Origin of the sequence: Streptomyces sp. (assembly GCF_036524955.1) — a bacterium.
Lineage (GTDB): Bacteria > Actinomycetota > Actinomycetes > Streptomycetales > Streptomycetaceae > Actinacidiphila.
The window spans coordinates 1-14187 of record NZ_DATDBG010000235.1 but is presented as its reverse complement, the minus strand read 5'-3'; the positions used below and the strand labels follow the sequence as shown (position 1 = coordinate 14187).

The following is a 14187-nucleotide window of genomic DNA, read 5'->3' as shown; positions in this document are numbered from 1 at the left end:
CGGCCGCGGACCGGGGGGCGCTAGGCCGATCCGTTCACAGGTCGGGACGCTCTCCGAAGCCACTTGCTTGGAGTGCACTCCAGGGACTTAGCGTTGGGGCCATGACGGTCGTACGGGTGGCGGCGGAGACGGAACCGGGCGCGCTGACGAGCAGTTGTGAGGTCCCCGAGCCCTATCCGCGGGCCGACGGGCAGGATCAGTACACGATCAGCGAGGTCGCCGACTTCACCGGACTGAGCGCACACACACTGCGCTGGTACGAGCGGATCGGCCTGATGCCGCACGTGGACCGCTCGCACACCGGGCAGCGGCGGTTCACCAACCGCGACCTGGCCTGGCTGGCCTTCGTCGGCAAGCTGCGGCTCACCGGGATGCCGGTCGCCGACATGGTGCGGTACGCCGAAATGGTCAGAGCCGGCGACCACACGTACGCGCAGCGCAAGGCGCTGCTGGAGGCGACCCGGCTGGACGTCCTCCAGCGGATCGCCGAACTGCAGGACACCCTCACCGTGCTCGACAGCAAGATCAGCACATACGCGGGCGCCGGGCGCGCTCAGGAGAGGACAGGCGTTTGATGGCAGGCGAGAGCAGGAACAGCGGGAAGATCAGCACCGTGCAGCTGGGCGCGGACGGACCCGTGGTCGGGGTCCAGGGCCTGGGCTGCATGGGCATCAGCGAGTTCTACGGCGACACCGACGAGGCCGCGGCGCGCGAGACGCTGGAGGCCGCGCTGGAGTGCGGCGTCACCCTCTTCGACAGTGCGGACATCTACGGCAGCGGCGCCAACGAGGAGTTCCTGGCGCCCTTCGTCCGGGCGCACCGCGACGAGATCACCCTGGCCACCAAGTTCGGCATCGTCCGCAAGGCCGAGGACCCGGCCTACCGCGGTGTCCGCAACGACCGCGCTTACGTCAGGCAGGCCGTCGAGGCGAGCCTGAAGCGGCTCGGCACGGACGTGATCGACCTGTACTACATGCACCGCTACGACCCGCACGTGCCGTTCAGCGAGTCGGTGGGCGCGATGGCCGAACTCGTGGCGGAGGGCAAGGTCCGCTACCTCGGGCTGTCGGAGGTGACCGGCGCGGAGGTCCGCGAGGCGCACGCGGTGCACCCGATCACCGCGGTGCAGTCGGAATGGTCGCTGTTCAGCCGTGACGTGGAGATCTCCGCGGTGGGTGCGGCGGTCGAGCTCGGCGCGGCCCTGGTGCCGTACTCGCCGCTCGGCCGGGGCTTTCTGACCGGCGCGTTCCTGGACGCGACGGCCGAGCTGACCGAGGGCGACTTCCGCCGCACCCAGCCGCGCTTCAGCGGGGAGAACGCCCGGCGCAACGCGGACCTCCTCGACCCGATCCGCACGGCGGCGAAGGCGCACGACGCGACGCTGGGTCAGATCGCCCTGGCCTGGCTCCACCAGCGGGCCGACGTGCACGGCCTGCCGGTGGTGCCGATCCCTGGCACCCGCAAGGCGTCCCGGGTGCGGGAGAACGCCGCCGCGTCCTGGATCACGCTCGACGAAACCGAGCTGGAGTGGCTGGACGCGATCGCCGATCAGGTCGCGGGCCCGCGCTACCCGAACATGAGCATGACCTCGATGGCGCGGGAGTAGCCGCGGGGCGGCTTCCCGGGACCGACCGGTCGCGGGCGGCTCCCCGGGTCCGACCGGTCCCGGGCGCCGGGCAGCCCGGAGTCCCGAGCGGGTTCCGGGGCCTGGAGCCCCGGCCGGTCGGTGCCCTGCGGCTCACGGCTGCGGCTTGACCCGTACGGCCCTGATCGCGGCCAGCACCGCCGCCGCGAACGGCAGCGACTCGTGCACGGGCCCGTACCCGAGGCCGAACAGCACGGCCGCCGGGTCCTGGTCGGCCTCGCCGGGCGCCGCGCCGAACGAGCCCGGCCGGTCGGAGTTCTTCCGCAGCAGCCGCAGATGGCCGTGCAGCAGCTCGGGTGAGCGCCAGTCCACCCCGCTGAGCTGCTCCACCGGGAACGACTGGTCACCGGCCTTCCACTTCGCGGTGGACGCGCCGGTCCAGAACCAGCGGAAGGTGACGGTGCGTCCGTCGAAGTACGCCTTGCCGTCGTACGCCTTGAAGGCGCGCGGCGCCGGCGGCGCGTCCACCAGGAAGCGCACGGCCGCCTCCCCGTAGCCCGCCGTGTCCGCCGAGGTCCCGGCGGCCGCACCCGCCGTGCCGATCGCCACCGCCAGTTCGTCGCGGTAGTACTCGGCGAGCGTGCCGGCCTGCTCGGGCAGCACCAGCCGGTACGGGTCCGAGGTCTCCTTCAGCTGACCGCCGGCCGCCTCGATCAGCGGATCGGCCCCGGGCCGCGGCACCGCTCGCAGCACGACGGTTCCGCGCCGCCCCTGCGTCAGCTCCACGCTCGCCAGGGCGGCGTGCGGGATGCGCCGTTCGCCGAGCGCCTGGAGCAGCCGGGACCCGCGCGCCCCCCGGTTCCACCGGATCACCACTGCGTCGGGTTCGAACTCCCAAACGGCATTGCTTCCGGCCAGCACGTCACCCATAAGGGTCAGCTTAGGACCGCCCCCGCTCGCCCGGGCCCCCTACACGCTACGCGCGTCATCGAAAGCGCGGACCGCCTTCTTCGGCGCCGTCCGCCGCCACGCCTCGGTGATCAGCTCGCTCAGCTCCGCCGGATCGACGGTCGCCAGGGCGACCCGCACCCAGCCGAACCGGCCCACGTACGGCGCCACCGAGAAGGTGTCCGGGTCGGCGGCCGTCAGTTCGCTCTGGTCCTCCCGGGAAGCCTTGAGCGAGACGTGGGCGGCCTCGGGCGCGCCCATGGTGAAGATCTTCTCGCCCACCCGGAAGGTGTGCTCGGTGCCCCATGTGATCCGCTCATGCGCTCCCGGCAGCGCGAGAGCCATCGCGGCGAACTCCTCGAACTCGACCCCCTTGTCGCGGTGCTTTCGCCTCATTGCCCCGCCCTCGCCTCCGGTCGCTGGGATTGCCTGTCGACGGTCCTCGTCGTACGGTCACTCGTTCCTCGCTCCCTTCTCCTCGTCGCTTTCGACAGGGGCGCGACCTTCGGCTCGGTCGCTACCGGCGAACCGCCGTCAGCGACCCGGAGGGGAAGACGCGGCAATCACAGCAGCCCCTCCGTGCAGGAGTCGCCCTCCTGGCAGGCCACCGCCCCGTAGTTCCCCAGCGCGATCTCCACGAAGTTGGCCAGGCTCGTCGTGCCGGGCGCGAAATAGCCCGGATGGCCGTTGGCGCCGGCCGCGCTGACGACGCGGGCGCCGAAGGCGCGCGAGACCGGGTCGGCGCCGTGGCCGAGCCCGGCGATTTCCAGGTGCGGCACGTCGCCGATCCAGTCGTTGCCGTCCCGGGCCGCCCAGACGTTCGCGGTGGTGTGCAGGTCGGAGGCGTGCCGGGCGCGCATCCCGGGGCTGCCGAAGACCGTGATGTCGGAGACCCTGCCGCGCGGCAGGCCGGGCGCGGCCACCCCGCACAGCACCGAGCCGTAGGAGTGGCAGAACAGGGACACCTCGGCGTGTCGGGGCAGCGCCGTGAACAGCCCTTTCAGCCGGGTGGCCCCGCGTTCGGCGAGCGCCCCGGTCGAGGCGTCGAGGCCCACCCCGGAGGGCGAGGTGTAGTCCGCCCAGGCGATCACCGCGGTCCGCGCGGCGGGCTCGGCCGCCCGCTCGGCGCCGTACAGCGCCTTGGCCATGCCGACCGGGGACCGGTACGCCTTGTGGGAGCGCTCGAAAGTGAGTGTGCTGGTGTCGACGCCGGGCACGATGACGGAGACCCGGGCGGCGGTGGCGAGGTCGCCGAAGACCTCGGCGGCGCGGCCGGCGCCGGCGGGGTCGAAGGCGAGGATCTGCCGGTGGCCGGCGAGCAGCGAGGCGTACCGGATCGACAGGCGTTCGGCGTCGTGCCGCCCCGAGGGGGTGAGCTTGTCGCTGTGCGCGCGTGCGGCCTCGGCCGCGTGGGCCTGCGTGAGCGCCGTGCGGTTGGCCCGGTAGCGCAGGGTCAGCGGGACGCCGTTGAGGTTGCCGACCACCAGCGGGTAGCGGTCGGTGAGGTGGAGCCGCTGGCCTCTGGTGAGCGAGGCGAAGAAGCGGGCGATCGTACTGGCCGCGGCGTGCGGGTCCGGCAGCTTGCGGGCGCCGACGGTGCCGCGTTTCCACGCCGACAGCGCTGTGGCCCGCGGGTCTCCGGTGCCGTGCGGTCGTACCGCCGTCCAGCCGGTGATCGCCAGCATCACGAAGACGACGGTCAGGGCCAGCAGGGCACGCAGTGAGGTGGGGCTCAGACGCGCTTCGAGAAGGGTCACTCGCAGATGCCTCGTGGAATCGTCCCGGGCGGGCGGAGCGGCCGGGGACCAGGGGGGAGGTGCCGTCGGCTGACGGCGGGTCCAGTGACCACAGTAGAAGACGCGAGGGCGTGCTCGGTGCATCCGTGACCCACCTCACGTTTGGGCATGGAATGTCCGATGAGGCACGGAACCGGAAAAAGCCGGGGGCCCCGGCCGGTGTCTCCCACCGGTACGGGGCCCCGCAGCTCGGCACCGCCGGGCCCTTTCGGACCCACGCGGTACCCCTGTGTGTCAGGCCGAACTCAGGCGTCCCCGCCCGCCGCGCCCGGGGCGGCCGCCGCCACGTCCAGGAGCTGGTAGTGGTCCACCGCCTGCTTGAGCACCGAGCGGTCGACCTTGCCCTCCCGTGCCAGTTCGGTCAGCACGGCGAGCACGATCGACTCGGCGTCGATGTGGAAGAAACGCCGTGCCGCCCCGCGCGTGTCGGCGAACCCGAAACCGTCCGCGCCCAGCGAGGTGTAGCGCCCCGGCACCCAGCGGGCGATCTGGTCCGGCACCGAGCGCATCCAGTCGGAGACCGCCACGAACGGGCCCTCCGCGCCGGACAGTTTCCGCGTCACGTACGGGACGCGCTGGTCCTCCTCCGGGTGCAGCAGGTTGTACTCCTCCACCGCCACGGCCTCGCGCCGCAGCTCGTTCCAGGAGGTCGCCGACCAGACGTCGGCCCGCACGTCCCACTCCTCGGCGAGGATGCGCTGCGCCTCGACCGCCCACGGCACCGCGACCCCGGAGGCCACGATCTGCGCCGGGATCGCGCCGGCCTCCGCGGCCCGGACGCGGTGGATGCCCTTGAGGATGCCCTCCACGTCCACGTCGGCCGGCTCGGCCGGGTGCTGGATCGGCTCGTTGTAGACGGTCAGGTAGTAGAACACGTCCTCGCCGGGCTTGCCCTCGGCGGTCTCGCCGTACATCCGGCGCAGACCGTCCTGCACGATGTGCGCGATCTCGTAGGCGTAGGCGGGGTCGTACGCGACGCACGCCGGGTTGGTGGAGGCCAGCAGCTGCGAGTGGCCGTCGGCGTGCTGCAGGCCCTCACCGGTGAGGGTGGTGCGGCCCGCGGTGGCGCCCAGCACGAAGCCGCGGGCGAGCTGGTCGGCCATCTGCCAGAACTGGTCGCCGGTGCGCTGGAAACCGAACATCGAGTAGAAGACGTACACCGGGATGAGCGGCTCGCCGTGCGTGGCGTACGCGGAGCCGGCCGCGACCAGCGAGGCCGTGCAGCCCGCCTCGGAGATGCCGTCGTGCAGCATCTGGCCGGTCGGGGACTCCTTGTACGCCAGCAGCAGCTCGCGGTCGACCGACTCGTACTGCTGGCCCAGCGGGTTGTAGATCTTCGCGCTCGGGAAGAACGCGTCCATACCGAAGGTGCGGTACTCGTCGGGCGCGATCAGCACGAAGCGTTTGCCGATCTCCTTGTCCCGCATCAGGTCCTTCAGGATGCGGACGAACGCCATGGTGGTGGCGATGGACTGCGCCCCGGAGCCCTTCCTGGCGGAGGCGTACGTCTTGTCCTCGGGCAGCGGCAGCGGCTTGGCGCGCACGATCCGGGTCGGCACGTAGCCGCCGCAGGCCTTGCGGTGGTCGTGCATGTACTGGATCTCCTCGGACTCCCGGCCCGGGTGGTAGTACGGCGGGTAGCCCTCCTCCAGGCGCCGGTCGGTGATCGGCAGGTGCAGCCGGTCCCGGAACCGCTTGAGGTCGTCGACGGTGAGCTTCTTCATCTGGTGGGTCGCGTTGCGGCCCTCGAAGTTGGGGCCCAGCGTCCAGCCCTTGATGGTCTGGGCGAGGATGACGGTCGGCTGGCCCTTGTGCTCCATCGCCGCGGTGTACGCCGCGAAGATCTTGCGGTGGTCGTGGCCGCCGCGCCCGAGGTGCAGGATCTGCTCGTCGGTCAGGTGTTCCACCATGCGGCGCAGTCGCTGGTCGTCACCGAAGAAGTGCTCGCGGATGTACGCGCCGGTCTCGGTGGCGTAGGTCTGGAACTGGCCGTCCGGCGTGGTGTTCATCTTGTTGACCAGCAGGCCGTCCCGGTCCTGGGCGAGCAGCGGGTCCCAGGAGCGGTCCCAGACCAGCTTGATCACGTTCCAGCCGGCGCCGCGGAACTGCGACTCCAGCTCCTGGATGATCTTGCCGTTGCCGCGCACCGGGCCGTCGAGGCGCTGGAGGTTGCAGTTGACCACGAAGGTCAGGTTGTCCAGGCCCTCGCGGGCGGCGATGGAGAGCTGGCCGAGTGACTCCGGCTCGTCCATCTCGCCGTCGCCGAGGAACGCCCACACGTGCGAGCCGGAGGTGTCGGCGATGCCGCGCGCCTCCATGTAGCGGTTCATCCGGGCCTGGTAGATCGCGCCGAGCGGGCCGAGGCCCATGGAGACGGTCGGGAACTCCCAGAAGTCCGGCATCAGCCGCGGGTGCGGGTAGCTGGACAGGCCGTGGGGGGCCTTGGACTTCTCCTGCCGGAAAGCGTCGAGCTGCGCCTCGGAGAGCCGGTCGAGCAGGTAGGCGCGGGCGTAGATGCCGGGGGAGGCGTGGCCCTGGAAGAAGATCTGGTCGCCGCCGAGGCCGTCGTCCTTGCCTCGGAAGAAGTGGTTGAAGCCCACGTCGTACAGCGAGGCCGACGAGGCGAAGGTCGCGATGTGGCCGCCGACGCCGATACCGGGGCGCTGCGCGCGGGAGACCATCACCGCCGCGTTCCACCGGGTGGCGTTGAGGATCTTGCGCTCGATCTCCTCGTTGCCGGGGAAGAACGGTTCGTCCCTGGTCGCGATCGTGTTGACGTAGTCGCTGCTGCGCATCTCCGGGACCGCGACACGCTTCTCGCGGGCGCGCTCGATGAGGCGGAGCATGAGGTAACGGGCCCGTTCCCGGCCGCGCTCGTCGATGGCCGCGTCGAGCGAGTCGAGCCATTCCGCCGTCTCCTCCGGATCGAAGTCCGGGACCTGGCTGGGAAGGCCGCCAATGATGATCGGGTTGCGATCGGATCCGGAAGCCACGCTGTTCCTTCGATTGCTAGACGGGTGCTCTGGGGGCTCGCGCCGCATCCATCGTCTACCGCGTGGATCGAAACGTCATCTCTACCGGGCGGTAACCGCGAGGCCGCCGACAGTGCGGACGGCTGCGGCTCGGTGAGCGGAGGGCCAAACCCGCACTCTACGCCCACTCGGATGTACGACCGACTCGCGACCCCAATCCCGTGCAACACCGGCAAACCGTCGTGATGTGCGTCACCATGGGGGGTGCGGGTTGCGGGGAAGACGGGCGAATCATCACCGTTTCGGCGGTCTCGTACGCCGGGTACTTGCGCGATCCGCCGCGCCCGTGTGGACTACCGCCAATAAGCCCGCACTGTCGCGGGCAGACACAGACCAAGAGAGTTCCCATGACAGGAGGCAAAGCGTGAGCGCGACCGCGGACCACGCGGAGGAGCGGACCAACCCGGCGAGCCGGCTTGGTTTCGAGCCCGGACAGGTGGTCCAGGAGCTCGGGTACGACGAGGATTGCGACCAGGAGCTCCGGGAGGGTATCGAGGAGCTCACGGGCGAGGAGCTCGCCGACGAGGAGTACGACGACGTGCCCGACGCCGTCCTGCTGTGGTTCCGCGAGGAGGACGGCGATCTCACCGACGCACTCGTCGATGCCACCTCGACCGTCGACCCCGGCGCCCCGATCTGGCTCATGACCCCGAAGACCGGGCGTGAGGGCCATGTCGAGCCCAGCGAGATCGGCGAGGCGGCCCAGACCGCGGGCCTGGCCCAGACCAGCAGCGTGAACGCCGCGAAGGACTGGACCGGAAGCCGGCTGGTCACCCCGAAGGCGGCCCGCGCCGGCAAGCGATAGCCTCCGGCGGAACACCAGGCAGCCGCCCGTGCGGCTCCATGTCGGGCCGCGCCCGCGCCGCCACCGGGTCGGGCAGCGACCCCGCGGCCCGAGACCGCGCCCGGCCGAACCCGCGCCCCGGCCATCCGACGGTCGCCGGGGCGCGGTGAGGAAGTGCACGCCTACGACCGCGGGGGCCCCGGCAGGGGCGCGCGGACTGGCGCTCAGTGGCGACGGGTCCGCGCCCGGCGGCGCGCCGGTCGCGCCGAGCCGGATTCAGCTCGTTCCCGGGCGGCGGCCGGTGGGGGCGGGTCGCGCAGTTCCCCGGGCCCCTCCGGGGCGTATCCGCGGTTCTGCCGGGCCCGACCCCGGCGGTCTCCCGCGCCCCTTCGGGGCGCACCGCACCCCGTATCCCCGAAGGGAAACCCAGCCATGGCGATCGAGGCCGGGGCGCAGGCGCCCGACTTCCGGCTCCGGGATCAGCACGGACGAGCCGTGGGGCTCGGGGACTTCCGGGAGGAGAAGAACGTGGTGCTGCTCTTCTTCCCGTTCGCCTTCACCGGGGTGTGCACCGGTGAACTGAGGGCGGTGCAGGCGGAGCTGGGGGCCTTCCAGAACGAGCAGGTCCAGGTGGTGGCGGTGTCCTGCGACTCCATGCACGCGCTGCGGGTCTTCTCGGACGCCGAGGAGCTGGACTTCCCGCTGCTGTCCGACTTCTGGCCGCACGGGGAGGCGTCCCGGGCGTACGGCGTGTTCGCCGAGGACAAGGGGTGCGCGCTGCGCGGCACGTTCGTGATCGACAAGCGGGGCACGGTCCGCTGGACCATCGTCAACGGCCTGCCGGACGCCCGCGACCTTCGTGAGTACGCAAAGGCGCTCGAAGCGCTGTAGCCGACGGGAACCGGTCACTAGGCTCGGGGCGTTGATCGGGTTGACCGGTACGAGCCGCGGCAACCGGTCGGCCGGTGGACACGGCGGTGGACACCGCACCAGCTTCAGCTCTGCGACCGCCGCGTACCGCGGCCCGGCGCACCGAACGGACGGGAGGACTCGTGGGAGTCAGCCTCAGCAAGGGTGGCAACGTCTCGCTGACCAAGGAGGCGCCGAATCTCACGGCGGTCGTCGTGGGTCTGGGCTGGGACGCCCGTACCACCACCGGCACCGACTTCGACCTGGACGCGAGCGCGCTGCTCACCAACGACCAGGGCAAGGTCCTGTCCGACCAGCACTTCGTGTTCTTCAACAACCTCCGCAGCCCGGACGGCTCGGTCGAGCACACCGGCGACAACCTCACCGGTGAGGGCGAGGGCGACGACGAGGCGATCAACGTCAATCTGGCCGGGGTACCGGTCGACGTGGCCAAGATCGTCTTCCCCGTCTCCATCTACGAGGCCGAGTCCCGGCAGCAGAGCTTCGGTCAGGTGCGCAACGCGTACATCCGGGTGCTCAACGCGGCCGACCAGCGCGAACTGGCCCGTTACGACCTGACCGAGGACGCCTCCACCGAGACCGCCATGGTCTTCGGCGAGCTGTACCGGCACGGCGCCGAGTGGAAGTTCCGGGCCATCGGGCAGGGGTACGCCTCGGGGCTGCGCGGCATCGCGCAGGACTTCGGCGTGAACGTCTGACCGCGCACGGGCGCCGCCGTCCCACCGCGCACGGGCGCCGCCGTCCGGCCCCCGCGGGCGGCGCCGGCGTCCGACCCGCACGCCGACCGGCACGCGGAACGACAACGGGGAGGAAACCGTCATGGGCGTCACGCTCGCCAAGGGAGGCAATGTCTCCCTCTCCAAGGCCGCGCCGAACCTCACCCAGGTGCGGATCGGCCTCGGCTGGAGGGCCCGCTCGACCACCGGAGCCGACTTCGACCTGGACGCCAGCGCGCTGCTCTGCGCGGGGGGCCGGGTGCCGGGCGACGAGTACTTCGTCTTCTACAACAACCTCAAGAGCCCGGACGGCTCGGTCGAGCACACCGGTGACGAGCTGGTCGGCGGTACCGGCGGCGCTGACGACGACGAGACGATCCTGGTGGACCTGACCACGGTCCCCGAGCGGGTCGACAAGATCGTCTTTCCGGTCTCGATCTACGACGCCGACGCCCGTGCGCAGACGTTCGGCCAGGTCAGCGACGCCTATATCCGGGTGATCAACCAGTCCGACGGCGCCGAACTCGCCCGTTACGACCTGACCGAGGACGCTTCGACCGAAACCGCGATGATCTTCGGCGAGCTCTACCGCTATGGCGGCGAGTGGAAGTTCCGGGCGGTGGGACAGGGGTACGCGTCGGGTCTGCGGGGCATCGCCCTAGACTTCGGGGTCAACGTTTCGTAAAGCCGCGTACCGAGCGGGGGATCCCGTGCTTGGTCACAACGGATTGGGTGGGTAGCACGTGCTCCTCAGAACATTCGGCTGGTCGTTCGGCGTCACAGCCGCCGGCCTAGCCCTGGCGGGCGTCCTCTGGGGGCCCAAGGCCCTGGCCATTGTCGCGATCCTGTCCGTCCTGGAGATCTCGCTCTCGTTCGACAACGCCGTCATCAACGCGGGCATCCTGCGCAAGCTGAACCCCTTCTGGCAGCGGATGTTCCTCACCATCGGCATCCTCATCGCCGTCTTCGGGATGCGGCTCGTCTTCCCCATCGTCATCGTGGCGATCACGGCCAAGCTCAGCCCCTATGAGGCGGTCAAGGTCGCGATCGACGACCACGACCGCTACGAGGCGCTGGTCACCAGCGCCCACCCGGCGATCGCCGCCTTCGGTGGCATGTTCCTGCTGATGATCTTCCTCGACTTCATCTTCGAGGAGCGGGAGATCACCTGGCTGTCCTGGCTGGAGAAGCCGCTGGCCAGGCTCGGCAAGCTGGACATGCTCTCGGTGGTCATCGCGTTGGTCACGCTGATCGTCACGGCCACCACCGTCGCCACCGCGGTGCCGGTGCACGGCGGGCACGGCACCATCGACAAGGCCGCCACCGTCCTGCTCTCCGGCGTCGGCGGCCTGCTCACGTACCTCGTGGTCGGCGGGATCTCCAGCTTCTTCGAGGAACGGCTCGAAGACGAGGAGGAGGGCGAGGACGGGGAGCCGGCGGCGGAGAGGAGCCCGGGCACCGCGACGGTCGCCGGACTGGCCGGCAAGGCCGCGTTCGCCACGTTCCTCTACCTGGAAGTCATCGACGCGTCCTTCTCCTTCGACGGCGTCATCGGCGCCTTCGCCATCACCAACGACATCTTCGAGATCGCCCTGGGCCTCGGTATCGGCGCGATGTACATCAGGTCGCTCACCGTCTTCCTGGTCCGCAAGGGCACCCTGGACGACTACGTCTACCTGGAGCACGGCGCGCACTACGCGATCGGCGCGCTGGCCGTCATCCTGCTGGTCACCATCAAGTACGAGGTCAGCGAGATCATCACCGGACTCATCGGTGTTGTCCTGATCGCGGCGTCGTACTGGTCCTCGGTGGTACGCAACCGCCGCCTCGGGGAAGGATCGGATCAGGCGGACGAGAAGTCGGAAGTCGTGTCCGGGGTCTGACCCGGACCCGCGCGATGCGCTGCCCCCGCCGCCCGGCGGGGGCAGCGCCGTATGGGCGAAGTTCCTGCGGACAGGGAGAGTGAAGAGCAGATGGTCTGGTGGCGGTTCCTGCGGCCCAGCGGTGCCGGGCAGCTAGACGTCGCGAACACGCACACCGTGGAGCTCACCAAGCGGCACCCGGTGGTCTCGCTCACCAAGCAGGGCGCCGCGGTCGGCAACATGCGGGTCAACCTCTCCTGGGAGATGCGCACGTCCGACACCGGCGGCTGGACCACCGACCGGGGCGGCTTCTTCCGCCGCCAGCTCGACGTCTTCAAGCCACACGTCGTGCAGGCCGCCGGACCCGCGATGGTCAACGTCGACCTCGACCTCGCCTGCATGTACGAACTCACCGACGGCACCAAGGGAGTTGTCCAGCCGCTGGGCAACTTCCTCGGCGACCTCGACGCGCCCCCGTACATCCAGATGAGCGGCGACGACCGGTTCGGCGGCACCTCGGGGGAGACCCTCTACATCAATTTCGACAAGCGCGACGAGTTCAAAAGGCTGCTGGTCTTCGTCTACATCTACGACGGCACACCCGCCTTCGACCGCACCCACGCCAAGGTCGAGATCTTCCCCGGCTCCGGCCCCCGGATCGAGATCCCGCTGCGCGAACGCGAACCGCAGGCCCGTTCCTGCGCGGTGGTGCTGATCGAGAACCGCAAGGGTGAGCTGACCGTGCGCCGCGAGGTGAGGTACGTCTACGGTTTCCAGGCCGAGATCGACCGGCTCTACGGGTGGGGCCTCCAGTGGGGACGGGGCTACAAGTCCAAGGTCTGAGCCCCCGTGTCGGGATGACATCAGTTGCGGCAATACGCTTGCGATGCACGGGATTTGGGGCACTGTAGGTAGCCACCGAGGGCTGACGCCCGAGCGAGAGATCAACTGTGCGGCACGCGGGGGGTGTGCTTTGCCCGACTGGCCAGGGCGGTCCTTACGGGACCGGGCGATACGGACGTACGTCGAGACGCACCTCGGACGGGTGCCGGGATCCCTCGGCGACCTCCCGGCCGTGCTCCTGCTGGGAGGGCGCGGCAGCGGCAAGACCTCGCTGCTGCGCCACCTCGAAACGTGGGGCCGGGCCGCCCCGGTGGCCGGCCTGGACCTGGCGGCCATGGCACAGGGCGACAAGACGCTCTTCGACGCGCTGGCCGAACTCGCCTACCAGCTCCAGGCACGCAAGGACACCGTGCCGCCACTGGGCTTCCCGTCCTTCAGCGTGCTGCTGCTGGCCGCCGCCGCGGCGGTCAGCACCCGCGACCGGGAGGCGGCCGTCGCCCAGATGCAGACGCTGCTGCAGGGCACCGCCCAGCAGGAGTACTCGTACGAGTCGCTGCAACCGCTGCTCGACGGCGTCGCCGCGGTCACCGGCGGGCTGCTGCCCGGCTGGGTCACCCAGATCATCCCGATCATCCGCGGCACCCAGCGGGTCAGGGCCAAGGTGCTGCTGAACCGCCGGATCGCACGCGCGGCCAGGGACGTGGGCGGGCCGCGCGCGGGCGCCGACTTCCTGGTCGGCGTCAACCACCTCTTCCGCGGCTACCCGGAACAGCAGAAGGAGGCCCAGCGGCTGCTGTTCGAGGCCTTCCTCGCCGACCTGCGCGCCGCCTACGAGAAGCGCAACGGGCACCGCCGCCGCACCGCGCACTGCCTGGTGCTGCTCGACAACGCCGACAGCGAACTCGGCGAAACGATTCTGGAGCTGCTGCTCGACGCACGCGGCGGTGTTGGCGGCCGGCCCGCCCGTACCGACCCGCTGCTCGTGGTGGCCGCAGCCCGCCGCCCGCCCGAGGCTCTGGTCCGTGAGGAGCAGCGGCTGCCCGCCCTGCCCGACTACGGGCAGAGCTGGTCGGCCGACGGGGAGCGGTTCACCCCGGTACGGGTGGGGCGGCTGCACGCCGGGCGGCTGCGGGACCTGGCGCGCGCCGAGGTCGACGAGCACGCGGGCGCCGTCCTGGCCGCTCTGCCCGAGGGCACCTTGCAACCCGCCGCGGACAACGCCTCGTACTGGCTGGGCTGGATCGTGCACAGCGCGACCCGCGGCCAGCCCGCCGCCACCGGTGCCGTTCTCGACGCCGTCACCCGCTTTCCGCCCGGCACCTCCTGGGCGGACCGTACACAGCGCTGGCCCGGCCTGCCCGCCGCCTCGGACGCGGCCGACAGCCGGACCGCCCGGCAGTCGGCGTCCGGTGAGGACGGCGCGCGCGGTCACCGTCCGGTGACGGTCGCGGACGCCATCCTCGACCTGCTGCACGCCGATCTCGACGCGAGCCTGCGCCAGGTGCTGCCACGGGCCGCAGCCGCCCTCACCCAGGGGCAGGCCGAGGCCGCGGAGGGGCTGTGGCAGGGTGTGGCGCCCGCGGTGCGGGGCCGGTTCGAGGACGACGGGGACATGATCTCCCACCCGGTCGTGCGTTTTCTGCTGCTGCGCCACCTCGACGCGGCCGACGGCACGCGCGGTCCCGGATCCT

General features: G+C 71.0%; 12 protein-coding genes and 1 pseudogene. 9 read left to right on the top strand and 4 right to left on the bottom strand.

Going from position 1 to position 14187, the window contains the following annotated elements; all coding sequences use genetic code 11:
* The first annotated feature begins 101 nt into the window (after positions 1-101).
* A complete protein-coding gene (locus VIW71_RS18900) occupies positions 102-575 on the top strand; it encodes a MerR family transcriptional regulator (RefSeq protein ID WP_331623528.1) in 474 nt (157 codons plus the stop codon).
* Complete coding sequence (locus VIW71_RS18895) at positions 575-1606, top strand: aldo/keto reductase (RefSeq protein ID WP_331623527.1); 1032 nt, start codon at positions 575-577, stop codon at positions 1604-1606. The genes VIW71_RS18900 and VIW71_RS18895 overlap by 1 nt, the downstream gene beginning before the upstream one ends.
* Positions 1607-1738: 132 nt before the next feature.
* Here the strand turns inward: VIW71_RS18895 and VIW71_RS18890 are convergent, their stop codons facing one another.
* From VIW71_RS18890 to aceE, 4 genes are all read right to left on the bottom strand, one after another.
* On the bottom strand, positions 1739-2515 hold the full coding sequence (locus VIW71_RS18890; RefSeq protein ID WP_331623526.1) for a DUF4429 domain-containing protein: 777 nt from the start codon (positions 2513-2515) through the stop codon (positions 1739-1741).
* Between the two features lie 39 nt (positions 2516-2554).
* Entirely contained in the window at positions 2555-2929 is a 375-nt protein-coding gene (locus tag VIW71_RS18885) for an MmcQ/YjbR family DNA-binding protein (RefSeq protein ID WP_331623525.1), read from the bottom strand.
* 167 nt (positions 2930-3096) lie between these two features.
* Positions 3097-4290 (bottom strand): alpha/beta hydrolase, encoded by a 1194-nt coding sequence (locus VIW71_RS18880; RefSeq protein ID WP_331623524.1) that lies wholly within the window; start codon positions 4288-4290, stop codon positions 3097-3099.
* 284 nt (positions 4291-4574) lie between these two features.
* Positions 4575-7322, bottom strand: coding sequence for a pyruvate dehydrogenase (acetyl-transferring), homodimeric type (gene aceE / locus VIW71_RS18875; RefSeq protein ID WP_331623523.1), 2748 nt, complete (start codon positions 7320-7322; stop codon positions 4575-4577).
* Positions 7323-7725: 403 nt separating this feature from the next.
* Here aceE and VIW71_RS18870 point away from each other — a divergent pair, with 403 nt between their 5' ends.
* From VIW71_RS18870 to VIW71_RS18840, 7 genes and pseudogenes are all read left to right on the top strand, one after another.
* Positions 7726-8166, top strand: coding sequence for a DUF3052 domain-containing protein (locus VIW71_RS18870; RefSeq protein ID WP_331623522.1), 441 nt, complete (start codon positions 7726-7728; stop codon positions 8164-8166).
* Between the two features lie 411 nt (positions 8167-8577).
* A complete protein-coding gene (locus VIW71_RS18865; protein ID WP_331623521.1) occupies positions 8578-9036 on the top strand; it encodes a peroxiredoxin in 459 nt (152 codons plus the stop codon).
* A 161-nt stretch (positions 9037-9197) separates the two neighbouring features.
* Entirely contained in the window at positions 9198-9773 is a 576-nt protein-coding gene (locus VIW71_RS18860; RefSeq protein WP_331623520.1) for a TerD family protein, read from the top strand.
* Between the two features lie 121 nt (positions 9774-9894).
* The gene (locus tag VIW71_RS18855; protein ID WP_331623519.1) at positions 9895-10476 is read left to right on the top strand and encodes a TerD family protein; all 582 of its coding nucleotides are present in this window, start codon (positions 9895-9897) and stop codon (positions 10474-10476) included.
* Between the two features lie 58 nt (positions 10477-10534).
* Positions 10535-11674, top strand: a complete 1140-nt coding sequence (locus VIW71_RS18850) for a DUF475 domain-containing protein (RefSeq protein ID WP_331623518.1) — start codon at positions 10535-10537, stop codon at positions 11672-11674.
* 90 nt (positions 11675-11764) lie between these two features.
* Positions 11765-12496 (top strand): TerD family protein, encoded by a 732-nt coding sequence (locus VIW71_RS18845; RefSeq protein ID WP_331623529.1) that lies wholly within the window; start codon positions 11765-11767, stop codon positions 12494-12496.
* Positions 12497-12698: 202 nt separating this feature from the next.
* A pseudogene (locus tag VIW71_RS18840) lies at positions 12699-14187 on the top strand (ATP-binding protein); the annotation flags it as partial.

Coding starts and splice junctions, on each gene's coding strand:
- VIW71_RS18900 (WP_331623528.1), top strand. CDS start 102: ATGACGGTCGTACGGGTGGCGGCGGAGACGGAACCGGGCGCGCTGACG.
- VIW71_RS18895 (WP_331623527.1), top strand. CDS start 575: ATGGCAGGCGAGAGCAGGAACAGCGGGAAGATCAGCACCGTGCAGCTG.
- VIW71_RS18890 (WP_331623526.1), bottom strand. CDS start 2,515: ATGGGTGACGTGCTGGCCGGAAGCAATGCCGTTTGGGAGTTCGAACCC.
- VIW71_RS18885 (WP_331623525.1), bottom strand. CDS start 2,929: ATGAGGCGAAAGCACCGCGACAAGGGGGTCGAGTTCGAGGAGTTCGCC.
- VIW71_RS18865 (WP_331623521.1), top strand. CDS start 8,578: ATGGCGATCGAGGCCGGGGCGCAGGCGCCCGACTTCCGGCTCCGGGAT.
- VIW71_RS18855 (WP_331623519.1), top strand. CDS start 9,895: ATGGGCGTCACGCTCGCCAAGGGAGGCAATGTCTCCCTCTCCAAGGCC.
- VIW71_RS18845 (WP_331623529.1), top strand. CDS start 11,765: ATGGTCTGGTGGCGGTTCCTGCGGCCCAGCGGTGCCGGGCAGCTAGAC.